The organism is Algoriphagus sanaruensis (assembly GCF_001593605.1).
Taxonomy (GTDB): Bacteria; Bacteroidota; Bacteroidia; order Cytophagales; family Cyclobacteriaceae; genus Algoriphagus; species Algoriphagus sanaruensis.
Genome location: NZ_CP012836.1, coordinates 1,283,897 through 1,300,172, shown reverse-complemented (window position 1 = coordinate 1,300,172; position 16,276 = coordinate 1,283,897). Strand labels below are relative to the sequence as shown.

The 16,276-nt window shown below is 41.0% G+C and carries 14 protein-coding genes; 2 read left to right on the top strand and 12 right to left on the bottom strand.

The genetic code is table 11. From position 1 onward, the window contains the following. Positions 1 to 4: 4 nt before the first annotated feature. The 3 genes from AO498_RS05815 to AO498_RS05805 form a co-directional block, all read right to left on the bottom strand. Positions 5 to 532 (bottom strand): YceI family protein, encoded by a 528-nt coding sequence (locus AO498_RS05815; RefSeq protein ID WP_067544677.1) that lies wholly within the window; start codon positions 530 to 532, stop codon positions 5 to 7. An 80-nt stretch (positions 533 to 612) separates the two neighbouring features. Continuing rightward, positions 613 to 1,065: a MarR family winged helix-turn-helix transcriptional regulator gene (locus tag AO498_RS05810; protein WP_067544675.1), complete on the bottom strand. Its 453-nt coding sequence runs from the start codon at positions 1,063 to 1,065 to the stop codon at positions 613 to 615. A gap of 196 nt (positions 1,066 to 1,261) precedes the next feature. Further along, entirely contained in the window at positions 1,262 to 4,165 is a 2,904-nt protein-coding gene (locus tag AO498_RS05805; protein WP_067544673.1) for a triple tyrosine motif-containing protein, read from the bottom strand. A gap of 196 nt (positions 4,166 to 4,361) precedes the next feature. On the opposite strand from AO498_RS05805, the gene AO498_RS05800 reads away from it, so the two are divergent. Together AO498_RS05800 and AO498_RS05795 are read left to right on the top strand one after the other, a co-directional pair. Further along, on the top strand, positions 4,362 to 5,762 hold the full coding sequence (locus AO498_RS05800; protein WP_148660190.1) for a hypothetical protein: 1,401 nt from the start codon (positions 4,362 to 4,364) through the stop codon (positions 5,760 to 5,762). A 47-nt stretch (positions 5,763 to 5,809) separates the two neighbouring features. Continuing rightward, positions 5,810 to 6,673 (top strand): glycoside hydrolase family 16 protein, encoded by an 864-nt coding sequence (locus AO498_RS05795; protein WP_067544669.1) that lies wholly within the window; start codon positions 5,810 to 5,812, stop codon positions 6,671 to 6,673. 28 nt (positions 6,674 to 6,701) lie between these two features. Here the strand turns inward: AO498_RS05795 and AO498_RS05790 are convergent, their stop codons facing one another. The 9 genes from AO498_RS05790 to AO498_RS05750 form a co-directional block, all read right to left on the bottom strand. Then, positions 6,702 to 7,502 (bottom strand): alpha/beta fold hydrolase, encoded by an 801-nt coding sequence (locus tag AO498_RS05790; protein WP_067544667.1) that lies wholly within the window; start codon positions 7,500 to 7,502, stop codon positions 6,702 to 6,704. 164 nt (positions 7,503 to 7,666) lie between these two features. Then, positions 7,667 to 9,208 carry an amidohydrolase family protein gene (locus AO498_RS05785; RefSeq protein ID WP_417876914.1) on the bottom strand — a complete coding sequence of 514 codons (1,542 nt, stop codon included), beginning with the start codon at positions 9,206 to 9,208 and terminating at the stop codon, positions 7,667 to 7,669. Positions 9,209 to 9,443: 235 nt separating this feature from the next. Further along, entirely contained in the window at positions 9,444 to 10,259 is an 816-nt protein-coding gene (locus AO498_RS05780; protein WP_067544663.1) for an enoyl-ACP reductase FabI, read from the bottom strand. 61 nt (positions 10,260 to 10,320) lie between these two features. Then, positions 10,321 to 11,973, bottom strand: a complete 1,653-nt coding sequence (gene recN / locus AO498_RS05775; RefSeq protein ID WP_067544661.1) for a DNA repair protein RecN — start codon at positions 11,971 to 11,973, stop codon at positions 10,321 to 10,323. Positions 11,974 to 12,011: 38 nt separating this feature from the next. Further along, entirely contained in the window at positions 12,012 to 12,914 is a 903-nt protein-coding gene (gene porD / locus AO498_RS05770) for a type IX secretion system protein PorD (protein WP_067544659.1), read from the bottom strand. 101 nt (positions 12,915 to 13,015) lie between these two features. Then, positions 13,016 to 14,206 (bottom strand): bifunctional phosphopantothenoylcysteine decarboxylase/phosphopantothenate--cysteine ligase CoaBC, encoded by a 1,191-nt coding sequence (gene coaBC, locus AO498_RS05765; protein ID WP_067544657.1) that lies wholly within the window; start codon positions 14,204 to 14,206, stop codon positions 13,016 to 13,018. Positions 14,207 to 14,212: 6 nt separating this feature from the next. Beyond that, positions 14,213 to 14,527 (bottom strand): DNA-directed RNA polymerase subunit omega, encoded by a 315-nt coding sequence (locus tag AO498_RS05760; protein WP_067544655.1) that lies wholly within the window; start codon positions 14,525 to 14,527, stop codon positions 14,213 to 14,215. Positions 14,528 to 14,553: 26 nt separating this feature from the next. After that, the gene (locus tag AO498_RS05755; RefSeq protein ID WP_082792192.1) at positions 14,554 to 15,429 is read right to left on the bottom strand and encodes an outer membrane protein assembly factor BamD; all 876 of its coding nucleotides are present in this window, start codon (positions 15,427 to 15,429) and stop codon (positions 14,554 to 14,556) included. 74 nt (positions 15,430 to 15,503) lie between these two features. Beyond that, a complete protein-coding gene (locus AO498_RS05750; protein ID WP_067550270.1) occupies positions 15,504 to 16,214 on the bottom strand; it encodes a T9SS type A sorting domain-containing protein in 711 nt (236 codons plus the stop codon). Between the last annotated feature and the right edge of the window lie 62 nt (positions 16,215 to 16,276).

The following is a 16,276-nucleotide window of genomic DNA, read 5'->3' as shown; positions in this document are numbered from 1 at the left end:
CAAATTAAGCTTGCTTTACTAGCTGAACGCTCAGAATCAGACGAACCTGATCACTGACTACCACGCTACCAGCTTCTGTAATGGCAGACCAAGAAAGACCAAAGTCCTTTCGATTGACTTTTCCTTCAATTTCAAAACCCGCTTTGGTTTGTCCATAAGGATCTGCAACTACACCTCCGAAGGTTACATCCAACTCGATTTCTTTAGTAGTACCTCTCATGGTCAAATTTCCCACAAGGCTGTAGTCGCCCCCGTTTTTGGCGATTTTTCCTTCGAATGAAAGTTTTGGATGATTCGCTGCATCAAAGAAATCCGCTGATTTTAAGTGATTGTCACGATCAGATTGGTTGGTATCGATGCTGTCTATATCTGCAGTAAATCCCACAGTAGCCCCGTCAAAATCCTCAGATGAAACCTCAGCTGCACCTTCGAATTTTTTGAAATAACCAGTGACAGTAGAAATCACCAAGTGCTTTACTTTGAAAGATACCTCAGAGTGAGTTGGGTCAATAATCCATTTGATAGTACTCATAGTTTTTTTTTGTTTAAGTGAATAATTTTTATTTGAAGTAATTACATTATATGTATAGACATTTATAGAATCAAATTTTTTTAACCTCGCAGTTTATCCAACAAATCGTTTAACTGATTGGCTTCCTCAAGGGTCAGTTTGACAAAATTTCGATTGGCTTCTTCCACTTGATTTTCGAGTAAGGAAAGCAAATTCAGGCCTTTTTCGGTGATTAACACATCTACTTGCCGACGATCAGCCGGACATTCTTCACGCTTGACCAAATCCTTCATTTTCAACTTTTCCACCAGCCGAGAAGCATTAGACATTTTATTGAGCATTCGGTCTTGAATAGAAGACACGGTAGTTGGAACCCCGTTTTGCCCCCTCAAAATCCGAAGGACATTGTATTGCTCAGGAGAAATATCATGCGGTTTGAAGAGCGTATTTTGAGAGGTCACCAAATAGCTATGCGTAAAAAGCAAATTGACGACCGCCTTATTGTAGGGATCTTTAAATTCCTTTTGCTGAATCGCATCTTCAATCTTTCCCATTTTAATTACAAGTGAATTTAATGTATATACATGTAAAATTGAGAAAAGGTTTCGAAGCTTCCAAAATTTTTCTCATTTTTTTCAGGATTTGGAGGACAGTTCGGAGATCAAGTCCTTATAGACGGCTGTTAAATCAATAATCAGGAAATCGATCTTCTATGCTTAATGATCCAATTTGGAGCTTAAAAGATTCCCACTAAAACCGCAATAAAAAGTCGCTGAGATTGTCTTGTCTTGATAGTCCGAGTTTCTTTCGAACTCGATACCGACCGATTTCGACCCCACGGACGGAAATCCCCAAAAGGTTTGCGATTTCCTTCGTATTCAGATTCATCCTGATATACGCACTGAATTTAATTTCCTGAGGGGTGAGATCAGGAAAGCGTTCTTTGAGTCGGGTAATGAAATTACCATGAACCTGATCGAAGTTTTCAGCAAATTGACTCCACTCCTCTCCTCCTTCCAAGTCTTTATCAATGGACTTGATCAGCCGGTTGAGTTGTTGGCTGAGCATCTTATTCTTTTCATCTGTCGCCAAATTGCTCAATGAGTTTTTGATCGTTTGAAGCAATTTGTTCTTTTGAATTAAGTGCATCGCTGAAGAGGTGAGCTCTTGATTTTTAAAATCAATTTCAGCTTGAAGCTTTGCGTTTTTCAAACTCATGATCTCAGCTGCCGATTGCTGAGCGAGCGTTTCCATTTCATCATCTTTTCGCTTCAGCGCTTTATTTTTTTCAAGTTCTAAGGCTTGAGTCTGTTTCTGGTGGCGCTTGTCGAGAAGTCTAAATCCCATGAATAAAAGCACACCTACCAGGATCGTGTACAAGGTATAGGCCGCAAGAGACCTATAAATCGGAGGTCTTACTTTAAATGCATAAGTAATTGGTTCCGAAACTTGATCAAAAACATTCTTGGCTCTCACTTTAAAAACATACTCTCCCTCTCGAAGATTGGTATACTCCTTTCTGTATTCGGAGCTCCAAGGCGACCAATCCTCATCGTAGTTTTCGAGCATGACTTGATACTCAATTTGCCCATCACTTTCATAGTGAGGAGAAGCAAATTCGAATAGAAATGAATTCTGTGCGAAATCAAACTTGGGTTGATCATCTCCAGCACCTCCCCATTTATGTCCTGAAAAAATCACTTGGGATTGAATTCCTTGATTGGTTATTTCTCTAAAAAACACTTTAGGTAAATCTGTCTGGACCAGATCCATCTGCGGTGAATAAAGCACAAAACCTTGCTTTCCTCCAATGAGTATTTCTTGATGATCCAAGACAATCACATTTGCCAAATCATCATTCCAAAATCGCTTGATCTTATTGAAGGATTTCGTTTGGAGCTCTCTTTGGTTATTATTCATCAGCTTGATAACCCCTAATTGTGACTGTTCTATGAAATAAATGTTACCCAATTCATCCGCTTCCAAATCGGCAATAACTGTCCCATAGCGAAAAAGGTCATTAAACTCATCATAGGGAAAGAAAAAATCCTTTTCCGCATCATACGTATAAAAGCCCCCATTTGCTGTAAAAATCAACCGATTGGCAACTTGATAGACATTGATCAAGACATCATTAGGAAAACCTTGAGCACTGTTATATAGCTTGCTTTCGATCACTTCTGAAAAATCAGAATTAAATCTAATCCGAAAAACGCCTTTGTAGCCATGAGCTACCCAGAGGGTTTCCCCATCAAATTCCATAACCCGGGATGATTCATCAAATCCCGGAATTTCCCGAATAAATTGAAGCTGACCATTTTTTAATTCCACCAGACTCAGCCCGGTGTAACTCCCCTGAATGTACAAATTGGGATGATTGGGAATCTTTTTTAAGATCCAAGAACCTTGCTTTTCTGAGACAGAAATTGAACGATTGCCTTGAATAATAAAGGTGCCATTGTGATGATTAAGAACTACTAATCCCTCGATATCTTGGATCCCATAGACTTGTCCCTCGGTTCCAGAGACAAATTCTATCTTCCCATTTTGCCAAATAAAAAGCCCATTGTTAGTTCCTAGGTAAACTACCTCACCCTTTTTTAGTGCGGCATAGCCAGAGCCCGCGAGATCCATTCGATCATCAACCAAGGTAAATGGACTTAATAAATCCACTCGAGCGAGCCCGTTATTCATGGCAAGCCAAAGGCTTTTTTGGCTGTCTTCAAAAATATAATTGATGGTCAAATCCATCAGACCAGAGTTCTTATCCAAATGATGGAGCAATTCCCCTTTTTCATTGATGACAAAAAGCCCAGAATTTTGAGTACCTAAGGCAATATTTCCATTTTTTAATCGAACACTGTAATTGATGAGATACTCATTTTTCCAGAAACTCCGATCCATTTCAAACTCAGAGATCTTTCCGTTATACCGAAAAATCCCATGCGAAAAAGTGGTAATTAACCATTCATCTCGATTGAATGGAAGAATATTAGATATCCGTTTATCCTTGAAAAACTCCCCTCCTAAGACCGGTTCAAATCCATCATTTACAATTCGAAAAAGACCTTCTCCTGCAACTTGCGTAAGAATTTGTTGATTGACTTGAAATGAAATATCAAGTCGTTTTCCAAAATCTAGCGCTTTTAGCCGCTCACCATCATAGCTGTAAATTCGTTCAAACGTGCAAAAATAAACGTGATCATTTTGAGCGAAAATTTTCCAAGCCTCATCAAAGTTCCTGAGCTCCGAAGGTAGACTATCGGCTAAGGATACATAGGAAAGCTTCCCGAAGGAGTCACTTTCCAAGAATCCAAAATCAGCCTGACTTCCGACATAGATTCTTCCATCTTTATGCCAAAGGGCAGACCGTACCTTAGTATTATTCAATCCATATCTTCGCCAAGCTTTTCCATCAAACTCCAAAAGCCCAAGGTTATTGGCCACGTAAATTCTATCCAAATCATCTTGAACAATATCCCAGTTTTGAATCCCTGCTTGGTATTCGGAAGCTTCATAATTGGATATAAAGGGTAGACCTTGAAAGTCAGAAATGGTCTTTTGGGCTAATGCAGACGATGAAATCACCATCAGGAAAACTACTCCTAAGAGCCCTTCAATAATCCGCTTATTATTTGTTTCTGACTTTGCCATTCAGTCCTGTAATCCCAGACCTTGTGAAATAACGAAATTGCTCAAACCCTGCTTAATTACCGTAAAACAAACATTTTAATCGAAATGATGAAATTTTGATGTATTGTTTTTTCAAGCTTGATGAATAGTTGTAGCAGGGAGATTTTTGGGAATAAAACCGATTACAAGGAAATTGGTTCAAAAAAACACTAAACCCATGAAAAAGGCATTTCTACAACTTTCTGCTCTTTTCTCCATGATCGTGCTCTTCTGGGCTTGCGACAATGGATTTACGGATGTTCCAGTGGTGGATACTCCACCTAAAATAACACTAGGCGCAATTACAAGCGGCCTCACTGAAGGACAAAACTTCAAAATTGAAGTGACTCTTTCAGACGGACGTGACAATGGAGCAATTAGCTCATTGGCCACTTTCTCGTACTCCATTACTAAAGGAGGTGCTCCAGTTTCATCAGGATCTCAGGATCTTTCTGGAGAAGATCAAAAAATCACGATTGAAGTAGCTGGCGGATTTGACCCAGGCGACTACAACCTTGACATCCGTGCTACAGATACAAATGGTAACGAAAGCACCGAAAATATCAGCTTTACTGTTGCTAGTGCTCGTCCGGCATTCGATATCACTGGAGTTTGGACCATGGAGCCAGTTGCTGGCGCAATGAAAGTGGGCCCTAATCCTGGAAGCTCAGAATGGTGGCAAAACTCAGCTGGCGATGTAGCCGCTAGAGCTTGCTTCTTTGATGACACCTACACGTTCAATTTGGATGGCTCTTTCTCTATCGACATGGGTCCATTGACTTGGTTGGAAACTTGGCAAGGAGTAGCTGCAGATGGATGTGGTGCACCAGTAGCTCCTTTTGATGGCTCAGGAAGTTACACTTATACCTACACAAGCACTACTTTGACTTTGATTGGTCAAGGAGCTCATGTGGGATTGGCTAAAGTGAACAATGCTGGAGAAATTTCCAATGGCGCTGCTGTTGCAAATCAAATCGCATACACTATTGCAGAGCAATCTCAAGAAGGCGACGTAAGAAAAATGACCTTGAGAATCCAAGCTGGCTCTGGAGTATGGTGGGATTTTAAACTAATTTCAGGTGCTGCAGAGGCTGCTCCTATTGTTGGAAACTGGAAAATGGAACCGGTGGAAGGTGCACTTTCAGTAGGACCTTCTGCAGGTAGCTCAGAATGGTGGTTTAACAAAACAGCAGATGTTGCAACTCGCGCTTGCTTCTTTGACGATGTGTATACCTTCGGTGAAGATGGCACTTTCTCTATCGACATGGGAGATCAAACTTGGCTTGAGGCATGGCAAGGTGTTGGTGCAGACGGCTGCGGAGCTCCAAAAGCACCACATGACGGTTCTGGATCATATACCTACCAATTTGATGGAAATACCTTGAAGCTAATTGGTCAAGGAGCTCATGTTGCACTTCCAAAAGCAGTGAATGCAGGAGAATTACCAAACGTTGCAGTACCAAATGACGTAACTTACACCGTGGAAAGCCTTACGGTAACCAACAATGTGAAACGAATGACTTTACACATTGAAACTGGCACCGGTGTATGGTGGACTTTTAAATTAATTTCCGAATAACAAACTAATCCCCGAAGCATAGCTTCGGGGATCATTTTACAAAAACAATGAAATATTGGATGAATTTTTTAGGCCTGATACTAGTCACTGGATTAGGTGCTTGTGTGCCTGATGAAGGCAATAACCCGAATCCAAATCCCGACACTGTTACCGTCAACATTCCAAGCGGTGGAGCTACTTCACCAAGTACCTATGACGGTATGACCTTGGTTTGGGAGGATGATTTCGACGGCAACAGCTTGGATTTAGCAAACTGGACTCATGAAACTGGCAATGGCCAAAATGGATGGGGAAATAACGAACTACAATTTTACAGATCCCAGAACACGAGTATCCAAAACGGTCATTTGGTAATTACCGCTAAAAAAGAAGCTTTTGGAGGAAAAGAATACACTTCTTCTCGAATCATTACCAAAGACAAAAAGCAGTTCCGATATGGTCGTATTGATATACGAGCAGTCCTCCCAAAAGGACAAGGACTTTGGCCTGCACTTTGGATGCTAGGATCAAACTTTAGCACAGTGGGATGGCCGGCTTGTGGAGAAATCGACATCATGGAAATGGTAGGTGGAAATAACCGTGAAAATACCGTTCATGGTACAGTACACTGGCAAAATGCCGGGGCACATGCACAGTATAGCGGCAATTACAAGCTTAGCTCAGGAACATTGGCAGACCAATTCCATGTCTACTCAATTATTTGGGATGATAAATCAATCAAATGGCTAATTGACAATAAGCAATACCATGTCATTGATACGACACCAGCAGAGCTTGATGAATTTAGAAAGAGTTTCTTCTTTATTTTCAACGTAGCTGTAGGGGGAAATTGGCCGGGATCACCTGATGGGACCACCACTTTTCCACAACATATGATTGTGGATTATGTAAGGGTATTTCAACCAAACTAAACTTAAAAAGCTCCAAAAGGAGCTTTTTTTATGCTTGTTCTTTTAACCAATCTAAGATAAGCTGATTGACTATCGCTGGCTTTTCGATGCAACTGCTATGACCTGCACCAGGGATCCGATGTAATACCGCATTTGCGACTCCCATTTGGATAAATTTTGCTTTTTCGGGTTTGGTGGCCACATCTTCATCTCCAACCATAATCATCGTCGGGCATTGAATCTTCCCTAATTCATCCTCCACGCCTTTCCTGAAGATCACTCCCTCAACAGGCCCAGTGATACTTTTCTTATTCTTTTTAAGCTCATTTTTCCAAAAAGAAACTTGAGCCGAATTTTCAGCATTGGCAAGCCAAGATGCGGCAAACATGATAGGCATAACCTTTGAAGCCACAGGTCCAATTACCCCTAGCCATTTTACTATCCCATTTAAGGTCTTGTATTTGGGAAGATTTTCCACAGGTTCGGCATTCGCAGAGGTTTCCAAAAGGATCAGAGATTTGATTAAGTCTGGTCTCCTTGCAGCAAGACGCATCCCAACAAATCCCCCCATCGAAAGACCTGCAAAATGAACCTTTCCTAAGCCAAGAGTTTCAATTAAAGCAGCAGCATCCTCCGCTACCGTATCCATATCAAAAGGTGCTTTTACCTCACTTTGCCCTTGTCCTCGATGATCATAGGCAATGACCCGATAAGATTTGGACAAGACTTCCAGCTGTGCGGAAAACATTTTATGGCTCCAAAGAAGTCCGTGGGAAAAAACGATTGTCTCTGAACCTTGTCCTAATTTTGTATAGAATAAAGAGACACCATTAGCTTGAATGTGAGGCATTTTTATTTGGGTTTAGCTTCAAGTTAAAAATAAATCCGATCCAATCCTTAACCTATGATCACCAATTTCTGATAACTAAAAAGGCCTAGTATCAGGAATAGGCCAAATAAAAAGGATGGAGAATAATCTTCTCCACCCTTCAGGATTGTTTCAAAGCTGACAGTTTACCAATCCAAGCCAGGCTGGGTAAGTCTTGCATTTTCTCTTGCCTTATGCTGATCTACGATGGTTTTTACATCATCGAGCATCTTTTTAGCATCGTACACAATTCCGTCTTTCACGGTGTATTTTACACCACCTACTCGAACAGGCTCATTGTTTTCATTGATTCGAATGGTCCCTGTTCCGTAAAGAACCTTTAGATTCTGAAGAGGATTTTCTTCAAGAATTAGAAAATCAGCCAATTTTCCAACCTCTACGGATCCGATTTCTTTTTCCATTCCTAGTGCCTGAGCTCCATACAAGGTAGCACTTCGAATCACCTCCAATGGATGAAATCCTGCTTCTCTTAGGAGCTCTAACTCTCGGATATAAGCAAATCCATACAACTGGTAAATGAATCCAGAATCGGAACCTGCCGTCACCCGACCTCCACGATTTTTGTATTCATTCACGAAAGTCATCCAAAGTCTGTAGTTCTCTTTCCACTGAACCTCTTCTTCTGTCGTCCAATCAAACCAATACGACCCGTGAGATTGTCTACTTGGTGCATAAAATCGCCACAATGAAGGAAGTGTGTAGACCTCATGCCATTCCTGAGTTCTAGCTCGCATCAAATCCCGATTCGCTTCATAAATATTGAATGTGGGATCTAGGGTAAAATCCAACTCCAATAATTCAGTCATCACTTTATTCCAGTGCTCAGAATATGGAGGTGCAGCTTGCTTCCATAGTTTCCCGGCTTCTCCAAAGCGATGTTGCTCATTTTGGTAATTGTAATCCAATCTAAAATCTTGAATGGTTCGATCTTGGAAAAGAGCTTCAGGAAGACCATACCAATGTTCCATAGAGGTAAGTCCTGCACGGGCCGAATTGAGCACATTCCATCTTGCTACATCCATTTGCTGATGATGCATGGCTGATCGAAGACCAATACGCTTATTTTCTGAAATCGCAGCTTGCATCACTTCAGGATTGGCACCAAAAAATTTAATTCCGTCGGCTCCCTTTGCCTTATTGTCATTGACCCAAGCTTTGGCTTGTTCTGCATTGATAATTGCTTCTTTGGCCCCCATTCCGAAAGCGGTATATGCTAAAATTCGGGGTGCGGTAATTTGATTGGCAAGTGACTTTTTCTTGTGATCCAATACCCAATTCAAGCCGTTTCCTGCAGATGGGTCTCTGATTGTGGTAATACCGTGAGCCATCCAAAGTTTAAATACATACTCAGCCGGCGTACCTTGACCACTCCCTCCTATATGCGCATGCATATCAATAAGCCCAGGAAGCAAATAATGCCCTTCCAGATCATATACTTTTGTATTTTCATCCGCCTTGGGTCTTCTATTTTCATTGATGGGAAGACCTGGATACCCAACCACCTGAATCTGAGCAATTCTATTTTTTTCGACTACAATATCTACTGGTCCAATTGGAGGCGCACCGGTTCCATCGATAAGGGTCACACCTCTTAGAATTAGGCGATCATAAGGCCCCTCACCTTCGTTCCGGTCTGGCGAGGGCATGATTTGGGAAAATGCAGTCATCGTTGTAACAACAGCGAGGACTAACAAGGTTGAAAGTTTTTTTAGCATAAGACTGGTGGTTTCTATTGGTGAATAAGTTATAGGAAATGTATCAATCAAAAAACCATTATTTGATGACCCGCAGCGCATTTGAAGTATTTCTCTCCCTTAAACGCCTTCCATTTCTATAAACCTGCAATAAAAAACCCTGACAAAGATTTGCCAGGGTCTCTATTAATTCAGGGTTTTTACCTGCTTATAAATCTTTGAATTGCTCCATGATCTCCTCAGATATTCCGGTAAATGAATATCCTCCATCGTGGAAAAGGTTTTGCATAGTCACCATTCTAGTCAAATCAGAGAACATGGTAACAATGTAATCGGCACAAGATTCCGCAGAAGCATTTCCTAGCGGAGAAAGTGCCTCGGCAAAATTGAAGAATGAATCAAATCCTCCGATACCAGTACCTGCCGTGGTTTTGGTTGGAGATTGAGAAATGGTATTAACTCGAACTTTCTTCAATTTTCCAAAACGATATCCATAGCCTCTGGCAATACTTTCCAACAAAGCTTTTGCATCAGCCATATCGGTATAAAATGGATATACCCGCTGGGCAGCAATGTATGAAAGTCCAATGATGGAAGCCCATTCATTCATGATATCCATCTTTTCAGCGACATGCATCATTTTATGAAATGAAATCGCCGAAACATCATAGGATTTCATGGCCCATTCGTAGTTCAAATCACCATAAGATCTTCCTTTTCTAATGTTTGGAGACATGCCGATGGAATGCAAAAGGAAATCAAAATTCCCGCCTAGAAATTCTTTCGCTTCAGCATATAGTTTTTCAATATCCTCAACCACTGTGGCATCAGCTGGAATAACAATGGTATTACATTCTTCCGCTAATTCTTTGATTGCACCCATTCGCATGGCAATGGGAGCATTGGTCAGTACAAATCGACCACCCTGTTCTTTAACTTTCAGGGCAGTTTTCCAAGCGATAGAGTTTTCGTCCAAAGCTCCGGTGATGATCCCTACCTTTCCTTTAAGCAAATTTTCTGGCATATAGCAACGAGATTGTTTTCTAAAATTCCGGTAAAAATAGACAAAATTTGGCAGGAATCGGTCAACCCTTCAAAAGCTCCCACGCACTCGCCAATGCTGAGGCAGAAGGATTGGCTCCTGCAATCATTTTTGCAAGTTCTTCTGCTCGCTCATCTAGAGAGAGTTGTTTGATCTTACTGATCGTTTTTTCGGAAGAATGATCTTTAAACACAAAGAAGTGCTTTTCTCCTTTTGCCGCTACCTGAGGTAAATGAGTAATGCAGATAACCTGGTGATTTTTTGAAATCTCTCGCATCATTGTTACCATTTGGAGGGCCACTTCCCCAGAAATCCCCGTATCGATTTCATCAAAAATAAGCGTAGGCAAAGCCATTTTATCGGCCATCAGGTATTTAATCGCAAAGAGTAGTCTTGAAAATTCACCGCCTGAAGCTACTTTTTTGAGTGCTTGGGGCTGACTGCCTTTGTTCGCAGAGAAAAGAAAGTCCACCTCATCAATTCCCGATTCGGATGGTTTTACTTCTCTGGATTCAATTCTAATTTTGGCATTTTCCATACCCAATCCCTTGATAAGGTCTTCCAATGATTTCTCGAACAGTTCAAAGCAAGACTTTCTAGCAGCGCTCAATTTCTTTCCTGCTGCCATCATTTTGGATTCTGATGCCAAAAACTCTTTTTCCGATAATCCCAACTGTTCATCTAAGTTCTGAACGAGGAACACCTTCTCTGCAAGTTCCTTTTCTATTTGCATCAGGTCTTCAACCGTATTTACTCCATGCTTTTTTTGCAATTGGTAAATCTTGGATAAACGAATCCGAATTTCCTCCAGCTTACCGAAATCCACCTCCACTTTACTCTCCTCATCCGATAAGGTATCCTGGATATCTTTTAATTCAATAAATACCGACTGAAAGCGCTCCCTTAATCCCGAAAATTTATGAGCTAGACGCTCCAAACTGCCAAAAATCTGCTGGGCCTGCCCCAAAGCATTATTGGCTCCAAATTGCTCATCCTGAAAAATGGAAAGGATCTCATTGATCTTTAACTTGATTTCCTCGGCATTTTCTAGCACTTCCTGGTGGGACTCCAACTCAGCCTGCTCCCCCTCCACGAGAATTAACGCACTGAGCTCCTCCAATAAATATTGATTGAAATCTGACTCCTTCTGTAATTCTGAGGCTTTCTGCTTTAATTCCTCCCAAGATTTTTTTGCTCTTTTATAAGCCTTGAATGCATCCTGATAGGCTTTAAGGTCGGCTTGAGTGCGTGCAAAAGCATCCACTAAACCAAGTTGAAAAACTCCGTCACCCAATAATAAGGTGTCGTGTTGGGAATGAACGTCCATCAACTTTACTCCAAGTTGTTTCAGAACATCCAACAACACCGGAGTGTCATTCACGAAAGAACGTGATTTCCCCCCCGGGCTAATCTCGCGACGAATGATGCATTGTTGCTCGTAGTCTAATTCGTTTTCTGCAAAAAATTCTTGAAGCCCATAATCAGAAACTTCAAAAACGCCTTCTACGACACATTTTTTATCCTCGTCCAACAGCACTTTCGTTTCTGCTCGGTTTCCTAACAACAGTCCAACAGCACCCAGCATGATTGATTTCCCCGCTCCTGTCTCACCGGTGATCATACTTAATCCCTCACTCGGAACAAGGTTCAGTTGATCAATTAAAGCGTAATTGGAAATAGTCAGTGATTTGAGCATGGCAGAAAAAGCTTGTGGCAAAGCTAAAAAATTCCGACTTAGCTTCTCAAAAGCTCATTATACTTTCTGGCATTATTCGGATCAACTTCGAGCAAAAGTTTGACCGCCTCATCTCGCAATTCAAAAGGCGCATTTTTCAACACTTGCGAGATTTCCTCACCCTTTGCATCCATAAAGCTAATGGTAAGAATGCCATTTGGCTGCACTTTATTCGCACCTGCTACTAACCGAATTGCCTCTAAAATATTGGAGTAGGCCGTATCGGGATCCGAAAGCAAAAGATCCATTCCTTGTCTATGATACAAGTAATATGCCTCTCGGATGGGAGCATAGACAGAGGAAATGTAGATATCATTGATCAGCCAAAATCTACTTCTCCGATCATTGGGATTCTGAACCCATCCCGGTCGACCGGACTGCTGAGCATTATTTACGATGTCATTCGCCACTTCAAAAAAAGGATTTCCCCCTTTGCTCGAAAAGGTATCATAATCGATTCCTAGAGCGATATTGGCATAAAAAGCCAATAATGAACTGATGTTATTCAGAAAAGTAAATCGGTTGAATTCCAGTGGCTGAGACTCGATATATTCAAAATTCCAGTTCCGGTCAGCAAAATTAAAAACCAAGGACTCGTAATTAGTCCCATAAACGGGCCGTACTACCTGAACTTGAACCGTGGCATTATAAACTCCGATCTGGGGCACGTCATTGATCGTAATCAGCATATTCCCCTTGATCCGCTCCTCGGGTCGATATTCGTCATTAGTCCAGGATCTTCCATTCAAAAACTGCTCAAAGCTTGCCTTCATTTGATTGAAAACATCTGTATTCTGAATTCGAGAACGGTCACTGTTGATAATGACTTTGAAATTCAATTCCTGCGCAAATCCCGAAATGGAAATCAAAATCGTAATACCCAACGCAAGGAATAACTTCATATGTTCAAATTAGACTGAGGTTTTAGAAATCAATTTATCATCAACTGATTAAGATTTCAAGGATGCTAAAAATAGAAAAATTCTGGATTAAGGAAGCCTGATTATCCGAGTTTGATCTCATTTAGGATCAATTGAGCAACCTCGGATTTTGGAATAACAGCCGAATGGGTCACCCTCCCAGAAGAATGGAAAATACTCACTTTATTGGTATCTACCTTAAATCCCGCCCCTTCATCTCTAGCTGAATTTAAAACGATCCAGTCTAAGTTTTTCTTATGGAGCTTTTCCAAGGCATACCTTTCTTCTTGCTCAGTTTCTAAGGCAAACCCGATATGTAGCTGGTTCGGTTTCTTTTTTCGCCCTAGTTCTAGGGCAATATCAGGATTCTTCTTCAGGTGAATTACGGCCTCAGAATCCAATTTCTTTATTTTCTCTTTTGCAATTTCGGAAGGGGCATAATCCGCTACAGCGGCTGCAAAAACACAGATATCTTGTTCGCTATGAAGGCGATTTGCTACTTCAAACATTTCGTTGGCAGAAGTAACCCGATGCGTTGTGAATTGGGAAAGATCAAGGTGTACAGGTCCAGCTACTACAGATACAATTGCTCCTGCATGTTGAAATGCCTTCGCAATTTCAAAACCCATTTTCCCGCTTGAATGATTACTTATAAACCGGACGGGGTCAATATTTTCTTGCGTTGGCCCTAAAGTGATCAGGACTCTTTTACCAAGAAAATCCTTCTTTCTGTTGAAAAAAAATTCAATTTCTTGGCAAATGCTTTGCGGTTCAGCCATTCTACCTTGTCCTACCAAGCCGCTTGCAAGTTCACCAGAAGTGGCTTCTAGCACGCTATTCCCAAACGAAATCAAACGATTCAAATTAGTTTTTACGGCCGGATGTTGATACATATCCAAATCCATCGCAGGGCAAACCATCACAGGGCACCGGGCGGATAGATAGGTAGCTAAAAGTAAGTTATCGCAAATGCCATTCGCCATTTTACCCAAGGTATTGGCACTCAAAGGAGCAATTACAAAAAGATCAGCCCAAAGCCCGAGTTCTACATGATTGGACCATTCACCAGTTTCCTTCTCCCAAAACTGAGATAGCACTGGCCGTTTGGACAGGGTTGCTAAAGTGAGAGGGGTAATAAAATCAAGAGCAGAAGTACTCATGATTACTTGTACTTCTGCTCCAGCTTTAATTAATAATCGTACAAGCAAAGCAGACTTGTAGGCAGCAATGCTACCTGTTACTCCTAAAAGTATCCGCTTGCCTGAAAGACTCATGAACTCTTATTCTCCTTCCTCTTGGTCAGGGTATCTGTGATACACCTTTCCTTCAATAAACTCTTCCATTGCAAGAGTAGAAGGTTTTGGCATACGCTCGTAAAACTTGGAGATTTCAATTTGCTCCTTGTTTTCAAATACTTCTTCCAAATTGTCCACGGATGAAGCAAACTCAGAAAGCTTGTTATTAAGCTCTTCTTTCAAGTTTGAAGAGATTTGTTTTGCTCGCTGTCCCACGATATGGATGGACTCATAGACATTACCGGTTGTTTCGGAAATCTTATCTAAGTCACGGGTAACGATGGATGGATTGACTGCCATATAGAAGATAGTTATGTTTTTCGAGATTAATTTTCAGACTCGTTTTTTTCAGCGGTGGTCTGATTTTCCGCAGTTTGTTTTTTGAGTTTGAGATGAGAATCCAATTCCTCTTTGGTTTCATCCTCAAATTTTTTCACTTCCGCGATAAAAGCACTATTTGGATATTTTCTGTAAAACGTAGATGCAAATTTAAGCGCATCATTTAAGCGTTCCTCTTTCTTATCAAAAGCACTATTCTTTGCGTAGCCGTATCCTACTTCCACAAGCTTATATGCCAATTCCTCATTATGCTTGCTTTCTGGATAATCCTTGGCAAAATTCTGGAAATTGATAATGCAAGCTCGGTAGAAGTCCCCAGGGAAAAGACCATCTTTCAATCGATAGTACATTTCTGCCTCAGCAAATGCCTTTTGTTCAAATCTACCCTCCAAATCTTTCAGCATTTCCAAAGCTCGCTCGTAGCTAGCCGAGGATGGGAAGCGCGTAATAAACTGCTGAATCGCAGTGACTGCTTCTTGACTGCTTTTTTGATCTAGGTTGTAATCTGGAGCATCCAAGTAGAGTGAATATGCATTCATAAACAATGCCTCTTCAGCCAATGGACTTCTGCTGTAGGTTCTGTAAAATGTATTGAAATAGCCAGCCGCCTCGATGTATCTCTTGGTTTTGAAATGGCAGTTAGCATAATTATACTCTGCTAGTTCAGCCTTCTCAGAACCCTTAATGATCGGCAAAACCTTTTCATACAAAATGATGGCTTTTCCATATTCTCCTTCTTGGTAATACTTGTTAGCCCCATTGTAAAGCTCCTCCCAATTGGTACTTTTTTCCAGTTTGGCAAAAGGACCACAGGATGAAATCAAAAGAAGTAAAGCAAAGGAAATGAAGAAATTGGCGCGCATGTACATTTTCAAGACCGCAAATATACGGGATAATTATTCTGATTCAAAAGGTTAACGGAAAGGGAAACAGGCGACTACTTTTTGACCTGAAGCTTTTTGGTGACAACATTTTTATTGTCGACAAAAAGCGTGTAGAAATAAACCCCAGGCTGAAAATCCGACACATTGATAACCAATGAGGATCTACTTGGATCTAATTCATATTCTGCAACTGGATTACCAATAAAGCTATTAATGGCAATTTTAGCTTTCGCTTTTGGATTAATTAACTCATAATCCAACTGTGCAATCCGGTTACTGGGATTTGGATAAATTTCACTTAGAGCGATATCCTTATGTTGAAAATCGGCTACCCGATCTGATTTGACCTCATATCGAGCTTCAACGACAAAATTTTCCCTGATATTTTGAGGGCTGGAAAACAAAAGTTCAAAACTTCCTCGGGTTTCGACAATTCCCATCTCAAACTCCAAATACAAATCAGTGTAAATCTGCCAGGGGTCGAGCTCAATCAAAATTTTGGCGAGGTCTTTTTTAGGGTCAAAACATTGTTCACCCAAACAAATTTTCACTTTCTGAGAAGAACCTACATTTCCTCGTAGCGCTTTCAACAAAAAAACTTTAGGCTGATTGGATTCATTTTGAAGAATGACCGTCTTACGCTGATTTGATCCAATCTCACCTTGAAAATCTACCGTCTCACTTAATACCCGAACCTGCTGCGCACCGGCAATTACCGGAAGCATTAGCATCAGCCCAATCAGTATTTTTGAGAAAAGATTCATGTAGAAGTTTTTTCGATATGCCGAGATTTTTTCCTTCGGAATAAAATATACGGACAAATTTA